This window comes from Faecalispora anaeroviscerum, assembly GCF_947568225.1.
GTDB classification, from domain to species: Bacteria; Bacillota; Clostridia; order Oscillospirales; family Acutalibacteraceae; genus Faecalispora; species Faecalispora anaeroviscerum.
In genome coordinates this window covers 560,650-576,839 of record NZ_CANOOQ010000001.1, presented here as the reverse complement: position 1 = coordinate 576,839, position 16,190 = coordinate 560,650, and the positions used below count along the sequence as shown (strand labels likewise).

Here is a 16,190-nt window from a genome sequence, read left to right as displayed (position 1 = left end):
TGCATCAAATCTTTTTGATTTTTATTGAGTAAATGTGTCACAAGCAAAAATTTTGTCAAAATATAAGTTGTATATTTGTGACGAGCGAGCTATAATTGTGCATGTGATTTCTGAGAAATATGTGAAACATAGATTTTATTTATCAAGGAGGTGCGGTCATTATGAACGATATGCTGAAGCAGATCATCGAAATGGACGAGAAGGCCAGACAGATCACGGACGCCGCCCAGCGGCAAAAAATCGACACGGAAAAGGAAGTCTCTCAAACACGAGAAGACATCCGGACACGATACCTGGCCAGAGCGAGAGCCCGAATCGAAAAGAACAGACCGCTTGAGCAGGCCGCTGCAGAAAAAGCATGGCAGGTAAAAGAGCATCATTATCAGGCCCTGACGGAACAGTTGGATCAGCTGTATGCGCAGAGCGGCGAAAAATGGGTTGATACGATTACCCGCAATGTGATAGGAGAGTGATTTCATGCTTTCCCAGCTCTCTTCTAATGTAGTTTCGGCAAAAGCCCGCGCGATGTATGGACGCAGACTGAATGCACAGAATTATCAGGAGATGCTCAATTGCAAAAGCGTTACGGAAATCGCCCGGTACCTTGCCGCAAACACCGATTACGACAAGGTGCTGGCGGGTATTAACGACGGAGAAGTGCACCGCGGCCAGCTGGAAAACCGACTGAAGCAAAAGCTTCTTTCTGATTCGGCTTCTTTGTGCCGTTATGAAATTTCCATCCGGGACGCATTGGCTACTTATTTGCTGCAGCGCAGCGAAGTGGAGCAGATTTTAAATGCTCTGCTTCTTCTGAACGCCGATATGACAAAGGAATATTTCTTCTCCATGCCGGCCCCTCTGGCTCTGCATTCGCACGTTGATCTTGTCCGGCTTTCAGGCGCAGAAACCTTTGACGGCGTCATTGCCGCTTTGGCACACACGCCGTATCAGGCGCTGATCGAGCCTTTCCGCCCCGCCTACGACAATTCGTTTGACTTTACCGCCGCAGAAAATGCCCTGTACACCTATCTATACAGCCAACTGTACGAGATGATTGAGCATCAGCGTCTTAAGGGCATGAAAAAGGATCTGAAAGAGATTGTAGACCTTTATCTCGATCTGAATAACTTTGCCCGCGTTCTTCGCTTTAAAACGTATTTTCAGGCCGGCCCGGATTACATTCGCAGCAACCTTCTTCCGTTCGGATCCCTCAATAAAGTTGAAATTGAAAAAATGATTCAGGCTCGGGACGCCGGGGAGGTACGCTCGATTCTGGCCCAGACGAGAATCGGCAAAAAAACCGGCAAGATTCAGTACAATTTTGCAGATCAGCTGGCAGAGCGTGCTTTGTACAAAACCTGCCGCCACAGCATTCATTTTTCAGTACACGCATCGGTTGTTATGTTGTCTTATATCTTTTATATGCAGATTGAGCTGATGGACATCATTAACATTGTAGAGGGAATCCGCTATCATCTCCCGCCGGAGGAAATAAAGAAGCTGTTAGCTTTTTCTGATTTTTAACGAAAGGAGTGGTGCTATTTGGCTGTACAAAAAATAAAAATGGCCAGTATTATCGGCCGAATGAATGAACTAGATGAGGTGACCCTTCGCTGCGGCCAATCCGAAGTATTTCATCCTGACAACGTACTTTCGTTCTATGCCGACACAACGCCCTTTGTTCCTATTGGGGAGGATAACCCCTACACAATCCCTTTGCAAAAGCTTTCGGACACTTGCAAAAAGATTCAGCATCCCCTCGTCTTTGAGGGAGCCCCCGACTGCAAGTCGGAAGAAGAAGACCGCGTTTTGCTGGAATATGTAGATCATTTTTCTTCTTACGTCGAAGATTGCCTCAAACAGAAAAATGACGCCGAACAGAAAATTCAGGAGTTGAATGCCGCACTTCAGGACTTGTCCCACTTTACAGGCATGGACCTGAATCTGGAAAAAATTCTGGAATGCAAGTTTGTTCAGGTCCGTTTTGGTGCTTTGTCCAAAGAAAACTACGATAAGCTTTCTCTTTACAATGATAACCCCTATTTGATGTTTTTCCCCAATTCCAGTGATGCAACCCATTATTGGGGTGCTTATTTTGCCCCGGTGGAGCAGATCGATGAAATAGACCGGATTTTCTCCAGCCTGTTTTTCAAGCCGGTCAACCTGACCGGTTACCGCGGAACACCGGAGGAAATGATCAAATCTATTCAGCCTCAGCATGCTGAGGCCGAAGCTTTGGTCAAGGAAATGGATGAAAAGCTGGGGGCCTACTGGCAGCAGGAGCAGAAAAAGTGCCAATTGATCTTCAATCATCTGAGAGAAAAAAGTATTTATTTCGGCATCCGCCACTACGGCGCCCGTTACCATGAGAGTTTCGTCCTCACCGGGTGGATCCCCGCGAAAGACGAGAAAGTATTCAAAGAATCCCTTGAACCGTTGAAGTCGGTTGAGTATTCCTTCGAGAACGCCGAAACACAGCTGGAGCATTCTCCTCCCGTTAAGCTGAGGAACCCCAAGCTGTTCCGTCCGTTTGAATTCTTTATCGAAATGTTCGGCCTCCCCGCCTACAATGAGGTTGACCCCACCATCTTCATCGGAATTACCTATATTATTATGTTCGGCATCATGTTCGCCGATCTCGGGCAGGGCCTGTGCGTTTCTCTGGTTGGCCTTTATATGTGGAAAAAACTCCGCATGCGGCTCGGCAAAATTCTGATGCCCTGTGGCCTTTCCTCTGCGGTATTCGGCTTTATTTTCGGCTCGGTATTTGGCTTTGAGCATGCGCTTGACCCCGTTTACCACGCGCTCTTTGGTTTGACTGACAAGCCCGTGGAGGTGATGCACCCTGCCACAACCAACATTATTATTTACTCAGCTGTTGGCATCGGCTTATCTCTGGTGTTGATCGCTATGCTGATCAACATTTACTCCAGCGTCAAGAAAAAGAAGTACGGCAACGCTTTGTTCGGCCCGAACGGACTGGCTGGGCTGTTGTTTTACGGCTCAATTGTATTTGGTTTCGGCGGACAGATCGTGATGGGCTGGCAGATTGTCACTACGCCGTATGTTCTTTGCTTCATGATCTTCCCCCTGATTTTGATGTTCTTCCAGGAGCTTCTGAGCGACATTTTGGAGGGCCACAAGAACTGGCAGCCGGCAAACTGGGGTGAGTACATCACTCAGAATTTCTTTGAGGTGTTTGAATACCTGCTCAGCTACATGAGCAATACCATGTCTTTCCTTCGTGTCGGCGCGTTTGTTCTGGTTCACGCAGGCATGATGATGGTTGTGTTCACTCTGGCGGAAATGTCCTCCGGAATCGGATATGTTCTGATTGTCATTCTGGGCAATATCTTCATTATGGCGCTGGAAGGCCTGCTCGCGGGCATCCAGGTATTGAGGCTGGAATTCTATGAAATGTTCAGCCGCTTCTTCGACGGCAACGGCCGTCCCTTCCATCCCGTATCCGCTCGCCAGGAGCAGAATCAGGCATAAGTCTGATTCTGCTCTCAGCGGTAAAAATTAAAAATACTTTATATTTTGGAGGCAAATCTTATGAATTACGTATTGTTTATTGTTCCGGTCGCGGCACTGATTGTCACTGTTTTCCTGTCTGTTAAAGCAGTGCGAAACGGTAAAAAAGCCAAATCCGCCCTGATTGCTCAGCTGGCCGCCTTTATGATCGTATGCGCTGTTACCATTGCCGTTCCTATGGTTGCAAGTGCTGCCAGCGACGATTCTGCAAACGCTGCTACTACCACCTCCGCTTCTAACGACGGCGCTAACGCCGGCAAGGAAGGCATGGGCTTCTTGGCTGCTGCGCTTGTAACCGGCCTGGCCGGTATCGGCGGCGGTATTGCTGTTGCGGCTGCTTCCCCTGCTGCAATCGGCGCTACTGCGGAAGACCCGAAATCCTTCGGTAAATCCCTGATCTTCGTTGCGCTTGGCGAAGGTATTGCGCTGTATGGCCTGCTGATTTCCATCCTGATCCTGAACAAGATTTAAGCCGCTCGAAGGATCTTAACAAAGGAAAGCAGGTGCTGACATGCGATTTTACTTAATCAGCGACAATACAGACACGCTGGTAGGAATGCGCCTGGCCGGTATCCCGGGAATTTTGGCGCACGATGTCGGTGAGGTTCGCAAGGCTTTAAACGACGCTATTGAAATGAAGGACGTTGCGGTGATTCTGATGACCGAACGCCTGATTTCTATGTGCCCCGAGCTGGTTTACGATTTAAAGTTGAACCTGAAACGCCCTTTAATCGTTGAAATACCCGACCGTCACGGCAATGGCCGTACCAAGGATTCTATTACCCGCTATGTCCGCGAGGCAATCGGAGTAAAAATTTAAACCGCCAAGGCGGCGGAACGGGGGGTTACTATGGCTTCTAATGATGAAAAATTAAGTAAATTTAGTACTGCAATCAATCATTACGCACACGAACAGCGGGAAAAAATCGAACAGGAAATTGCCGAATATAAGCAAACTCAGCTGGAAGACGCGGAACGGCAGGTACTGCATGAAGCATACCAGCTCATTCAGGGCGAAATGACTTCGATGAGGGACGAAATTGTGCGCGAAATTGCGCACCGTGAAATGGATGCCCGCAAACAGCTTTTGGAGAAGAGAGCGAAGATTGAAAAAGAAGTATTTGAAAAGGCAAAAGATCGCCTTTTGGATTACACAAAGTCTGCTCAATACCCTTCTCTGCTGCAAAAGTATACCAGCAGCCTTTCGGAGCTGTTCCCGGACTCCGGCGCTGTTCTCTGCGTGAAAAAGGATGATCTGCAATATGAGGATCTGCTCCGGCAGGCGTTTGCAAAGGATTGCACCGTTCAGGCGGATCAGGATATTCTGATTGGCGGTGTTCGCGCCTATCATGCCGAAAAGGGCATTATGGCTGACGAAACACTGGACACGATGCTGGAATCACAGCAGGAATGGTTTGAAGAAACCTCTGGAATGTCTGTGGTCTGAGCCGTAATACCAACGATAACGGAGATGATTGAAGATGGAGAACCAAGATGTAATTTATGGTATTAACGGGCCAGTCGTAACAGTTAAAAATTCGCGCAGCTTTTCCATGATGGAAATGGTATTCGTCGGCAACGAACGTCTGGTGGGTGAAATCATCGGCATTACCGATAAGGTGACCACCATTCAGGTCTATGAAGAAACCACCGGACTGCGTCCGGGCGAGCCGGTATTCGGTACCGGCAGCCCCATGAATGTTACGTTAGGCCCAGGGATTCTGGATAATATTTTCGACGGAATTGAGCGCCCTCTGAAAAAAATCGCGGACGATTCCGGTTCCGTATTTATTTCGCGCGGTAGCAACGTTCCCGCGCTAGATCCCGACCAGCTCTGGGAGGTCACCGTCACCGTTCAGGTGGGTGACGAGCTGAAGGGCGGCGATATTTACGCCGAATGCCCGGAAACAAAAATCATACGGCACAAGTGCCTGGTATCACCTTCTCTGAGCGGCACCGTGACAAAGGTGGCTTCTAACGGAAAATACCGTGTAAACGATACCGTTGTTGAACTCACCGACGCAAAGGGAAACAAACATGAGCTTACCCTTTGCCAGAGATGGCCCATCCGTACACCGCGTCCAGTTGCGGAGCGCATGCAGCCCAGAATTCCGCTGGTTACCGGTCAGCGTGTCATCGACACCCTGTTCCCTGTAGCCAAGGGCGGCACCGCGGCCATCCCGGGCGGATTCGGAAGCGGCAAGACCATGACGCAGCATCAGCTGGCTAAGTGGTGCGACGCTGACATTATTATCTATGTCGGCTGCGGCGAGCGCGGAAACGAAATGGCTCAGGTTCTGCAGGAATTCACAGAGCTGATTGACCCGAAATCCGGCCGCCCGATGACTGACCGAACCACCCTGATCGCGAACACCTCTAACATGCCTGTTGCAGCGCGTGAAGCGTCCATCTACACCGGCATCACTCTGGCGGAGTATTACCGCGACATGGGCTACCATGTAGCCATGATGGCCGACTCTACCTCCCGCTGGGCGGAAGCTCTGCGTGAAATTTCCGGCCGTTTGGAAGAGATGCCCGCAGAAGAAGGCTTCCCGGCGTATCTGCCCTCTCGTCTGGCGGAATTCTACGAGCGTGCCAGCTATACGAAAAACCTGAATGGCACCGATGGCTCCATTACGGTTATCGGTGCGGTATCCCCGGCAGGCGCGGATTTCTCCGAGCCTGTTACTCAAAACACCAAGCGTTTTACCCGCTGCTTCTGGGCCTTGGATAAAAACCTTGCCTACGCAAGACATTACCCTGCCATCAACTGGATGACCAGCTACAGTGAATATTCCGGCGACCTGCAGGATTGGTTCAAAGAGAATGTGGGCGAGGATTTCCTCGAGTACCGCAGACAGATCAACAATCTTCTTCAGGAAGAAAGCAAGCTGATGGAAATTGTAAAGCTGATCGGTTCGGACGTTCTGCCCGACGACCAGAAGCTCGTGATCGAAATTGCGCGCCTGATTCGCGTTGGTTTCCTGCAACAGAACGCGTTCCACGCGGAGGATACCTTTGTGCCGCTGGAGAAGCAGAAGCTGATGATGAAAGTCATTTTGCACCTGTACCAGAAATCCAAGCAGCTCACCGCAGCGTCCGTTCCCATTTCCAGCATTATGCAGTCCGGTCTGTTTGACAAGCTGGTGAAGATTAAGTACGATGTACCGAATGACAAGCTGGACTTGTTCGATGACTATATTGCAGAAATTGATAACACCGTGGCGGACATCATCAATAATTGATTGAGCCCCACGGAAAGAAGGCGGTTTTTTTATGATTCTTGATTATATTGGCGTCAAAGAAATAAACGGGTCGCTGATCGTGCTGGACGATGTGGAAAATGCCTCTTTCGAAGAAATCGTTGACATCCGTCTGGATAACGGCACCATGCGCCAGGGCCGAATTGTTCAGATGGACGGCAAACGCGTGGTCATTCAGGTTTTCGACGGAACCCGCGGCATTTCTTTGAATAATACCCGCACTCGTCTGCGCGGCCGCCCTATGGAGATGCCCCTTTCCCCCGAAATTCTGGGCCGTGTGTTTGACGGTTCCGGCCGGCCGATTGACGGCCTGGGCAACATCTTCCCGCAGAAGCGCATGAATATTAACGGCACCCCGATCAACCCGGTGTCGCGCGTATACCCGGTCAACTACATCAATACCGGTATTTCCAGCATCGACACCCTGATGACTTTGATTCGCGGACAAAAGCTGCCGATCTTCTCCGGCTCCGGTATGTCCCACAATGAGCTGGCCGTACAGATCGCGCGCCAGGCGAAGATTACCGGCGCAGATGGCGACAACTTTGCCATCGTGTTTGCCGCCATGGGTGTTAAGAACGACGTTGCGGAATACTTCCGCCGTTCGTTCGATGAATCCGGCGTACTGCAGAAGGTTGTTATGTTCATCAATCTGGCCAACGACCCGATTATCGAGCGTACCCTCACTCCCCGCTGCGCGCTGACCACTGCGGAATACTTGGCATTTGAGCTGAACATGCACATACTGGTCATCATGACCGACATGACCTCCTATGCGGAAGCGCTGCGTGAATTCAGCTCCTCCAAGGGTGAAATCCCCGGCAGAAAGGGCTTCCCCGGATATTTGTATTCGGACTTTGCTTCTCTATATGAGCGCGCCGGTATGGTTGAGGGCAAAACAGGTTCTGTCACGCAGATCCCAATTCTGACCATGCCCAACGATGACGTAACCCACCCCGTGCCTGACCTGACCGGCTACATTACCGAAGGCCAGATCGTTCTGGACCGTACGCTCGACAGCATGGGGACCTACCCGCCCGTCGGCGTTCTGCCCTCCTTGTCCCGTTTGATGAAGGACGGCATCGGCGAAGGCTTTACCCGTGCGGATCACTCCGCGCTTTCGAACCAGCTGTTCGCCTCTTACGCAAAGGTAATGGATGCCCGTTCTTTGGCCTCTGTTATCGGCGAGGAAGAGCTCGCCCCTGTGGACAAACAGTACCTGCACTTTGGCAAGCTGTTTGAGCAGCAGTTCCTGACCCAGCGGCACAACGAAAACAGATCCATCGAACAGAGTCTGGATTTGGGCTGGAGGCTGCTCTCCACCCTGCCCCGTTCCGAGCTGGATCGTGTGGACGACGCAGTGCTCAACCAGTTCTATAAGCCGGAAACTGCAGCGAAGGGCCCGGACGAACTGGGTGAGGAAACAGACGAAACCACCAATAACTAAGGCGAGGTGAGCGGCATTGGCGATTCAAATCGTACCAACCAAGGGCAATCTTCTTGCCACCAAAAAATCGCTTAGTCTGGCCCGCACCGGCTTTGAGCTGATGGACCGTAAGCGCAATATTCTCATCCGCGAAATGATGGCCTTAATCGAACGTGCCAACGAGATTCAGGATAAAATCGACAGTACGTATGAGGAAGCCTACGCGGCTTTGCAGATGGCCAACGTTACGCTGGGTATCTGCGATAAAATCGCGGAGACCGTTCCCTACGACGACAACCTGAATGTGGCGTACCGCAGCGTCATGGGTGTGGAGATCCCCATGGTGTCTCTGGAACGTACGCCCGCTACGCTCAGCTATGGCCTGATGGACACCAACTCCATGATGGATGACGCCTACCTGAAATTCCGGGAGGTAAAGTATCTTACCGCAGAGCTGGCCGAGGTGGAAAACAGCGTTTACCGCTTGGCTGACAACGTGAAAAAGACACAGAAGCGCGCGAACGCGCTGAAGAACATCATGATCCCGCGTTTTGAGGAAACTGTAAAGTTCATTTCTGACGCATTGGAAGAAAAGGACCGAGAGGAATTCTCCCGCCTGAAGGTAATCAAGCGGCAGAAAAACGCAGGCTGATCGAAAACTTTTCCGGATGGATCATTTCCCATAAGGATATCTTCCATATAAGAAAAAGAGCCGTAGGATTTTGAAATCCTACGGCTCTTTTTTACATTTTAATTGCCTTATTTTTTTATGATCGAATTACTTATAAAATCATTTGTATATTCCAGATGCTTTCGCATTGCTGCAGCGGCTTTTGAAGAATCATGGGCTTCAATTGCGCTGACAAGCGCTTCATGCTGCTCCTTAACGATACTTCTGTTCGCCGGACTTTTGAACATATTGGTTATCACATCTTCAATGAACCTGTCTACCAGATTAGAAACCGCATACATCACATTGGTTACAAGATCATTTCCCGATGCCTGTACAATTTTATAATGGATTCTTTTATCGATCTCAGCGATCTTTTCAGAATCATTTTCATTATTAAGTGAGCTCATCAATTCCTTTATTTCCTGAAGCTTGGCATCGCTGATATTCTTTGCCGCTAAGGCAGCTGTTTCAGGTTCGATTATTTTTCTTAATTCTAAAATTTCATTTGTTTTACTTCCATGCAGCATAAATGTGATTGAAATCGGTTCCAACAGACTGTCCTCAAAGGATTCTTTGATAAAATTTCCTTCCCCTTGTCTGCATTCAATGATCCCCAGCATCTCCAAAGACCTCAACGCTTCTCTTATGGATGTTCTGCTGACATTAAGCTGTTCGCATAAATCTCTTTCCGATGGTAATTGATCGCCGCATCTCAATTGCCCATTTTGAATGATTTCTTTTATCTGTTCCATCACCTGTTCAAAAACCTTTGTAGTTTTAATTTCACTAAACATTTTAAAATCCTCTCAGAAATCAGTTTAATTGAGTTCTCTCATTATTTGATGATTTCAATCAGTTTCTCTATGCGGTTTAATTAAAAAGCACAACAAAGATATTCCATATGATTGGAGCTAAAAATACAGTGATAATTCCTGAAATCGCCATCGTCAGACTGCTCATTGCTCCCTCAATTTCTCCAAATTCCATTGCCTTTGCAGTACCGATTGCATGCGAAGACGCTCCTATTGCAATCCCAAACGCAACTCTATCATTTATTTTGAAAAATTTATATAAAATTGGGCCTAAGATCGAACCTATGATACCGGTAAATATAATTGCTGCAACAGTGACTGACTGGATTCCGTCCAGTTGTTTGGAAATAGCAATTCCAATCGGTGTCGTAATGGATTTTGGAATAAGTGACCTGGTCAACACGTCCGACATTCCAAAAAATTTTGAACCTAAGATTACAAAAGCCATTCCGCTGATATGACCGCATAGAACGCTTGTAAGGATTAGCAGAGCATTTTCTTGAAATAAAGAAAATCTTTTATACATCGGTAAGGCCAAAGAAACTGTCGCCGGATATAAAAAGAATGAGATAAATTGGCCTCCCGCATTAAAACTTTCATATTTTATATTCAGCTTCGTGAGTAAAATAATCACGATAGCTATGGCGATCAGCAAAGGATTAAAAATGGAAAACTTCATTTTTTTATTGATGTAAATTCCTATTTCATAAGCAATTAACGAAAGTAACACACCGAATACCGGGGAGTGAGTAATTTCATTCATGGGAGTTTCCCTTTCTGAATAACTTAATAACAGATGCTGTTATGATCCAAACCACTGCTGTTGAAGTAATTAAGATGATGATAAAGGCAATCCAATTCCCTTTTAATGCGGCAAATGAGGTGATCAAGCCCACTCCGGCTGGAATAAAGAAAAAAGACATATTCGACAGCAAAAATTCGCATACATCCTCAATCATTTCTACTTTGATGATTCCTTTACGGAGCGCTAGAAAAAGCAGGATCAAACCGATAACAGAACCCGGAACCGGCAAATGAAACAGAATCTGTAACACTTGTCCTGCAAAATATGTAACTAAGATGATCATCAATTGTTTTAAATACTTCATTTGAATTTGCGCTCCTCTTTGGATAGAATAGATTGGTATTATGGTCATACCAGTAATTTACTATATCATTTTTTACTAAATATTTCAATTGACATAGATAGACAATGTCCACAGAAAATCACCCTGTTTTTTGGAGATTCCAACGCCTTTCTGAATCATTCCCTTATTTCAGTACGGAAGCGCTTCCGCTGAGGAATATGACCGGACTCAATGAGAAATATCCACCCTTTTATTGAAAAACAGCCGCCGACTTAGCAGTCGACGGCTGTTTTGTAAATTGGCTGATATAAAAAGCTTTTTTCCTGTTGATACGAAATTGCTGTGTTTACTTCGCGTTTGCGATCGCCGCATTGGCGTCGCGCGTCATTCTTTCAAAATCCGCTTGCTCCAGAACGAGCTCGCCCGCCTTGGAGTTTTCCTCCACCTGCTCTGTTGTTCTCGCGCCGCCCAACACATTCAGGTATTTGCTGCGGGCTACCATCCAGGCAATCACAAGGTTTCCCAGCGTACAGCCGTATTTTTCCGTCAGATCGGCCCATCCGCTCAACATTTGCAGCGCAAAGCGGCGATGCTCCGGCATCCACCAAAATTTGTTCTCATGTACAGAGCCTGCCGAAATCTCATACTCCATTGTGATTTTACCAGTTAAAAGACCCTGCTCCAGCGGCGAATACGCCTGGAGGGTGATTTTATGCTCCTCGCAATAAGGCAACAGCGAAGCCTCCACGCGGCGGTCGAGCAGGCTGAATTTTTCCTGAATCACATCGACCTTGCCGTATTTGAGGTATTCGTCCAGATGCGCCGTTGTCACGTTCGAAGCTCCGATCACGCGGATTTTTCCCTCCTGCTTCATTTTCAGCAGCTCCGCCATCGTTTCGGCAATCGGCGCGCCGCCTTCCGGTGCCTGCCAATGAGTGTAATAGATATCGATGTAATCCGTCTGCAGGCGGCGCAGGCTGTCCTCCAAGTCCTGCCGGACGGAACGTGCGGAAAGATTCCGGTACACCTCATGGCCATCCCGTTCAAAGCGGTCAGTACCGTTGGCATCGCGCCACTGCAAGCCGCATTTGGTAGAAAGAACCGCGCTTTCTCTGCGGCCCTTCAGCGCACGGCCCACAACCTCTTCGCTATGCCCAAAGCCATACACCGGTGCGGTGTCGATCCAGTTTAGGCCCTGATCCAGCGCGCAGTGAATTGCACGCACGGAAATGGAATCATCATTTTCTCCCCACCAGCTGCCACCGCCAATGGCCCACGCACCCAAAGACAATACCCCGGTAATCAGGCCGGATTCTCCTATTTCTCTAGTTCTCATATATTTTCCTCCGCCGTGTTTTTCTAATTTTATTTTTCTATTGTACAATAAAAGGAAGACGTTATTCAACCTTTTATGGCACACTTTTGCAAATCGAATGTTTTTCTTTTTGGGGATTACACAAATTTACTTAAAACAATACTTCTCCCCCGCCTTTGGCGGAGGAGAAGTATTCCATTTCATATTTTTGCACAATAAAAGGCAGTGATTCCTCTTCTTACTTCGGCGCACTTCTGCAAATCGCATATTTTATTCTTTTTGGATTACACTAAAACAGACAAAAAATTTTAATGAAAGGCGGAAATACAATGCTGGACATGATCGCTCTCATTCTTCTGATTATCGGTGGAATCAACTGGGGCTCAATCGGTATCTTTCAATTTGACATCGTTGCCTGGGTGTTTCAGGGGCAAACAGAGATTATCAGCCGGATTATTTATACACTGGTTGGTCTGGCGGGAGTGTGGTGCATTTCTCTTCTGTTCCGCGACAATGAAATTACAGGAAAAAAATAAATAATGAAAAGCGGCGGAGAAAAAATTCTCCGCCGCAGAACATTTAAAGCAATTTTACAGCTTGCTGATAATCTCTTTGGTATCGCGCGCAATCACCAGCTCTTCGTTGGTGGGGATCACAAAAACCTGCACCTTCGAATCAGGAGTGGAGATTTTGCCGCCCTTGCCGCGGATCATCTGCTCGTTGAGCTCTCTCGACACCTTCACACCCAGATAGGTTAGACCGTCGCAGACATTCTGGCGGTGATCAACCTGATTTTCGCCGAGACCGGCAGTAAATACGATAGCATCGCAGCCATTCATGGCCGCAGCATAGCTGCCGACGAATTTCTTGATCTGGTATACCAGCATCTTGTGAGCCAGAACCGCTCTCGGCACACCCTCTTCCGCAGCCTTGGTAACATCGCGGTCATCGCTGGAAATACCGGAAATTCCCAGCAGACCGGACTTCTTATTCAGAATGTCGCTCATCTGCTCCGCAGTCAGGTTTTCCTTCTCCTCGATGAATGTGACAACGGAGGGATCTAAAGAACCGCAGCGAGTGCCCATCATAAAGCCGTCCAGAGGAGTTAGACCCATGCTGGTATCGATTACCTTACCCTGATCCACAGCTGCGATAGAAGAACCGTTGCCCAGGTGGCAGGTAATAATCTTCAGCTCGGACATCGGCTTGCCCACCAGCTCTGCGCAGCGCTCGCTGACAAAACGATGAGAGGTGCCGTGAAAACCATAGCGGCGAATCTGATATTTCTCAAAATACTCGTAAGGAATCGGGTAAATATAAGCTTCAGGCGGCATGGTGGAATGGAACGCAGTATCGAACACCGCAACCTGCGGAACTTTTTCACCAAAAACCTCCTGGCAGGCACGAATGCCCTGCAGGTTTACGCCGTTGTGCAGCGGAGCAAGCGGGATCAGCTCTTCTACCGTTGCCATCACCTGCTCATCGATCAGAACGGAGTTCATGAATTTCATGCCGCCCTGCACCACGCGGTGGCCTACCGCGGTAACCTCAGACAAATCTTTGATCACGCCAACCTCGGCGTCTACCAAAGCATTCTTCACCTGCATAAATGCCGCAATATGATCGGGCATGTCCACTGTCAGCTTCTTTTCTCTGCCGTCAGCTGTCTTGTGGCCAAAAATACCGTCCCCAAGCCCAATTCTCTCGCAGTTTCCTTTTGCGAGCACTTCTTCATTAGCCATATCAATTAACTGATATTTTAGGGAAGAGCTCCCCGCGTTAATGACCAGAATCTTCATCGGATTCCCTCCTAAACTTTCTAAATATTGTAAAAACAGCTTGAAAGTGCCTTTACAATACTGTACTATAGAACCGTACACTATCATAGTACATTTTCACAATAAATTCAAGGAGTTTTTTACCCAATGACAGAGAAACCCTTGATTTCTGGCATAGTTGCCGAATTCAATCCCCTGCATTTGGGGCATCGTTACTTGATGGAGCAGGCAAAGCGATCTTCCCCCGGTGGAGTGGCCGTTGTAATGAGCGGAAACTTTGTTCAGCGGGGCGAGCCCTCCGCCTTTTACAAATGGCCCCGCGCTCTTGCGGCACTGCGTTGCGGTGCCGATTTAGTGCTGGAGCTGCCGGTCAGCTTTTCTGTTGCCGGTGCCGAACGGTTCGCTTTTGGAGCCGTTTCTGTACTGAATGCTCTGGGCTGTGTCGATCGTCTTGTCTTTGGCAGCGAAAGCGGCGATGTAGAAACCCTTTCTCTGATTGCCGAAGCCCTACTAAGCCGCAGATTTGAAGGTGAGGTGAAAAGCCGCCTAACCTTTGGCGTACCATTCGCCGCAGCGCGGCAGGCTGCGGCGGCGGAGCTTTTGGGCGCACCGGCCACTTTACTGAAAGAACCCAACAATGTTTTAGGAATAGAATACTGCAAGGCACTGCTTCGCACTGGTTCTTCCATGCGCCCACGAACGGTGCAGCGAATCGGCTCCCCTCACGACGCACCGTCTTTTGCTCCGGAAACCCGGATTGCCTCCGCTTCGCAGATTCGGCAGCGTCTGCTGCAAAACGAATCCTTTTCGCCCTATGTGCCGGAAGAGGTTGTTCCCATTTTTCAGCGAGAGCTGGAAGCCGGGCGCGCCCCCGCGTCTCTTCTGCCGGTGGAAACCGCCATTCTGGCGCGGCTTCGTTCCATGAGCCGGGAGGAGCTTTCCCAACTACCAGATATCAGCGAGGGGCTGGAAAATCGAATTTACAGCAGCATCCGCACTTCAATTTCGCTGGAACAGTTGATCTTTTCCATTAAATCAAAGCGATATTCCCATGCAAGAATCCGCAGAATATTGTTATCCGCTTTTTTAGGCCTGAATCAACGAGAGCTTCCAAAAACTCCTGCATACCTTAGAATACTGGCTTTTAATGAAACCGGGCGGGAAATGCTGCGTACAATAAAGCACACGGCTTCTTTGCCCATTGTGACAAATGCGGGCGATTTTGCCCTGCTTGGCAATGACGCCAAGGCAATGTTTGAAACGGAATGCAGAGCCACGGACCTTTATTCCCTCTGCACCCCGGAAAAGGGGCCCAGCGGATTGGAAATGACCTGCGCTTATTGGGAAAGGAAGGATTTTTTTGGCAATTCAAATTAAGGAAACAGAATATTTAAACTATGGCCGGTGCGTACATATCAGCAACGGCATCATCGAAGTAATGGTGACGATTGATGTGGGCCCCCGGCTGATTCACTTTGGGCTTGTCAACGGAGAAAACATGCTCTTTACCGACCAGGACCGCAAGTACCGCGCGTTTGGAGAGGAATTTGACCAAATGTACGGAGAAGGCTCCGTCTTTTACAACTACGGCGGCCACCGGCTCTGGCTTAGCCCCGAAAGCACTCCCGACACCTATTACCCGGACAACGAGCCTGTGGTGTACGGCATTCTCTCCGAGGGTGTCAGCTTTCTGCCGGTCCGGCAGAAGCACAGCGACATGCAGCTGGGCTTTGAAGTGATGATGAACGAAAGCACCTCAGACATCATGGTGGTGCACAGCGCCAAGAACTGCTCAAAAGACCCCAAAACTCTTGCGTTGTGGTCCATTACGATGATGGCCCCCGGCGGATTTGAGATTATCCCCCAGAACCAGGGAGAAGACCCGCTGCAGCCGGATCGTTCGATGATTTTGTGGCCGTATGCCGATCTGCGTGATCCCCGTGTATTCTGGGGCAATCGATTTGCCACTCTGCGGCAAGACCCCGCTGTTGCTTCCGCCTTTAAAATGGGCACGAATAACCGAACCGGCTGGGCCGCATATGTGCGCAAAAATGTTGCCCTAATTAAACGGTATGTTCACAATATTCATGCCGCATATCCCGATCTGGGCGCATCCTACGAAACGTATACAAACGGCGATTTTCTGGAGATGGAATCGCTGAGCCCTCTTTATCACATTGAACCGGGCAATACGGTACGCCATGTGGAGAATCTGACTCTGCAGCGAATTGACCAGCCACCGGAACCAGACGATGAAGCGGCGTTGGACGCATTTGCCGCCGAGTTGGGATAAAAATAAAA

The 16,190-nt window shown here is 48.8% G+C and carries 17 protein-coding genes; 12 read left to right on the top strand and 5 right to left on the bottom strand.

Annotation, left to right across the window (positions count from 1 at the left end; translation table 11 throughout):
- Positions 1-161 precede the first annotated feature (161 nt).
- Genes QOS46_RS02855 through QOS46_RS02815 form a run of 9 tightly spaced genes read left to right on the top strand, consistent with a single transcriptional unit; the run spans position 162 to position 8,875 of the window.
- Positions 162-473 carry a hypothetical protein gene (locus QOS46_RS02855; RefSeq protein WP_283607152.1) on the top strand — a complete coding sequence of 104 codons (312 nt, stop codon included), beginning with the start codon at positions 162-164 and terminating at the stop codon, positions 471-473.
- A gap of 4 nt (positions 474-477) precedes the next feature.
- Positions 478-1,524 (top strand): V0D/AC39 family V-type ATPase subunit, encoded by a 1,047-nt coding sequence (locus QOS46_RS02850; RefSeq protein WP_283607150.1) that lies wholly within the window; start codon positions 478-480, stop codon positions 1,522-1,524.
- A gap of 18 nt (positions 1,525-1,542) precedes the next feature.
- Entirely contained in the window at positions 1,543-3,495 is a 1,953-nt protein-coding gene (locus QOS46_RS02845; RefSeq protein WP_283607149.1) for a V-type ATP synthase subunit I, read from the top strand.
- Between the two features lie 60 nt (positions 3,496-3,555).
- A complete protein-coding gene (locus tag QOS46_RS02840; RefSeq protein ID WP_283607148.1) occupies positions 3,556-4,005 on the top strand; it encodes an ATP synthase subunit C in 450 nt (149 codons plus the stop codon).
- A 40-nt stretch (positions 4,006-4,045) separates the two neighbouring features.
- On the top strand, positions 4,046-4,354 hold the full coding sequence (locus QOS46_RS02835; RefSeq protein ID WP_009064315.1) for a V-type ATP synthase subunit F: 309 nt from the start codon (positions 4,046-4,048) through the stop codon (positions 4,352-4,354).
- 30 nt (positions 4,355-4,384) lie between these two features.
- Positions 4,385-4,981, top strand: coding sequence for a V-type ATP synthase subunit E (locus QOS46_RS02830; protein ID WP_283607147.1), 597 nt, complete (start codon positions 4,385-4,387; stop codon positions 4,979-4,981).
- 34 nt (positions 4,982-5,015) lie between these two features.
- A complete protein-coding gene (locus QOS46_RS02825; RefSeq protein WP_283607145.1) occupies positions 5,016-6,779 on the top strand; it encodes a V-type ATP synthase subunit A in 1,764 nt (587 codons plus the stop codon).
- Positions 6,780-6,810: 31 nt separating this feature from the next.
- Positions 6,811-8,244, top strand: coding sequence for a V-type ATP synthase subunit B (locus QOS46_RS02820; protein WP_283607143.1), 1,434 nt, complete (start codon positions 6,811-6,813; stop codon positions 8,242-8,244).
- 16 nt (positions 8,245-8,260) lie between these two features.
- Positions 8,261-8,875 carry a V-type ATP synthase subunit D gene (locus tag QOS46_RS02815; RefSeq protein ID WP_283607141.1) on the top strand — a complete coding sequence of 205 codons (615 nt, stop codon included), beginning with the start codon at positions 8,261-8,263 and terminating at the stop codon, positions 8,873-8,875.
- 107 nt (positions 8,876-8,982) lie between these two features.
- Here QOS46_RS02815 and QOS46_RS02810 read toward each other — a convergent pair whose 3' ends face one another.
- The 4 genes from QOS46_RS02810 to QOS46_RS02795 form a co-directional block, all read right to left on the bottom strand.
- The gene (locus tag QOS46_RS02810) at positions 8,983-9,690 is read right to left on the bottom strand and encodes a FadR/GntR family transcriptional regulator (protein WP_283607138.1); all 708 of its coding nucleotides are present in this window, start codon (positions 9,688-9,690) and stop codon (positions 8,983-8,985) included.
- Positions 9,691-9,766: 76 nt separating this feature from the next.
- Positions 9,767-10,471, bottom strand: coding sequence for an LrgB family protein (locus QOS46_RS02805; protein WP_283607136.1), 705 nt, complete (start codon positions 10,469-10,471; stop codon positions 9,767-9,769).
- Positions 10,464-10,817 carry a CidA/LrgA family protein gene (locus QOS46_RS02800; RefSeq protein WP_283607133.1) on the bottom strand — a complete coding sequence of 118 codons (354 nt, stop codon included), beginning with the start codon at positions 10,815-10,817 and terminating at the stop codon, positions 10,464-10,466. The genes QOS46_RS02805 and QOS46_RS02800 overlap by 8 nt, the downstream gene beginning before the upstream one ends.
- Positions 10,818-11,142: 325 nt before the next feature.
- On the bottom strand, positions 11,143-12,132 hold the full coding sequence (locus QOS46_RS02795) for an aldo/keto reductase (protein ID WP_283607132.1): 990 nt from the start codon (positions 12,130-12,132) through the stop codon (positions 11,143-11,145).
- 308 nt (positions 12,133-12,440) lie between these two features.
- Between QOS46_RS02795 and QOS46_RS02790 the strand changes: the two genes are divergently transcribed.
- Positions 12,441-12,647, top strand: a complete 207-nt coding sequence (locus QOS46_RS02790; RefSeq protein WP_283607131.1) for a DUF378 domain-containing protein — start codon at positions 12,441-12,443, stop codon at positions 12,645-12,647.
- A 54-nt stretch (positions 12,648-12,701) separates the two neighbouring features.
- Here the strand turns inward: QOS46_RS02790 and QOS46_RS02785 are convergent, their stop codons facing one another.
- A complete protein-coding gene (locus QOS46_RS02785) occupies positions 12,702-13,910 on the bottom strand; it encodes an acetate/propionate family kinase (protein ID WP_283607130.1) in 1,209 nt (402 codons plus the stop codon).
- A gap of 126 nt (positions 13,911-14,036) precedes the next feature.
- On the opposite strand from QOS46_RS02785, the gene QOS46_RS02780 reads away from it, so the two are divergent.
- Positions 14,037-15,266, top strand: a complete 1,230-nt coding sequence (locus QOS46_RS02780) for a tRNA(Met) cytidine acetate ligase (RefSeq protein ID WP_283607129.1) — start codon at positions 14,037-14,039, stop codon at positions 15,264-15,266.
- Entirely contained in the window at positions 15,250-16,182 is a 933-nt protein-coding gene (locus QOS46_RS02775; RefSeq protein WP_283607128.1) for a hypothetical protein, read from the top strand. The genes QOS46_RS02780 and QOS46_RS02775 overlap by 17 nt, the downstream gene beginning before the upstream one ends.
- The last annotated feature ends 8 nt before the right edge of the window (positions 16,183-16,190 follow it).

Bases quoted from the DNA above. Each gene is read 5' to 3' on its own strand.
- QOS46_RS02855 (WP_283607152.1), top strand. From the start codon at position 162: ATGAACGATATGCTGAAGCAGATCATCGAAATGGACGAGAAGGCCAGA.
- QOS46_RS02850 (WP_283607150.1), top strand. From the start codon at position 478: ATGCTTTCCCAGCTCTCTTCTAATGTAGTTTCGGCAAAAGCCCGCGCG.
- QOS46_RS02840 (WP_283607148.1), top strand. From the start codon at position 3,556: ATGAATTACGTATTGTTTATTGTTCCGGTCGCGGCACTGATTGTCACT.
- QOS46_RS02835 (WP_009064315.1), top strand. From the start codon at position 4,046: ATGCGATTTTACTTAATCAGCGACAATACAGACACGCTGGTAGGAATG.
- QOS46_RS02830 (WP_283607147.1), top strand. From the start codon at position 4,385: ATGGCTTCTAATGATGAAAAATTAAGTAAATTTAGTACTGCAATCAAT.
- QOS46_RS02825 (WP_283607145.1), top strand. From the start codon at position 5,016: ATGGAGAACCAAGATGTAATTTATGGTATTAACGGGCCAGTCGTAACA.
- QOS46_RS02820 (WP_283607143.1), top strand. From the start codon at position 6,811: ATGATTCTTGATTATATTGGCGTCAAAGAAATAAACGGGTCGCTGATC.
- QOS46_RS02810 (WP_283607138.1), bottom strand. From the start codon at position 9,690: ATGTTTAGTGAAATTAAAACTACAAAGGTTTTTGAACAGGTGATGGAA.
- QOS46_RS02805 (WP_283607136.1), bottom strand. From the start codon at position 10,471: ATGAATGAAATTACTCACTCCCCGGTATTCGGTGTGTTACTTTCGTTA.
- QOS46_RS02800 (WP_283607133.1), bottom strand. From the start codon at position 10,817: ATGAAGTATTTAAAACAATTGATGATCATCTTAGTTACATATTTTGCA.
- QOS46_RS02795 (WP_283607132.1), bottom strand. From the start codon at position 12,132: ATGAGAACTAGAGAAATAGGAGAATCCGGCCTGATTACCGGGGTATTG.
- QOS46_RS02790 (WP_283607131.1), top strand. From the start codon at position 12,441: ATGCTGGACATGATCGCTCTCATTCTTCTGATTATCGGTGGAATCAAC.
- QOS46_RS02785 (WP_283607130.1), bottom strand. From the start codon at position 13,910: ATGAAGATTCTGGTCATTAACGCGGGGAGCTCTTCCCTAAAATATCAG.
- QOS46_RS02780 (WP_283607129.1), top strand. From the start codon at position 14,037: ATGACAGAGAAACCCTTGATTTCTGGCATAGTTGCCGAATTCAATCCC.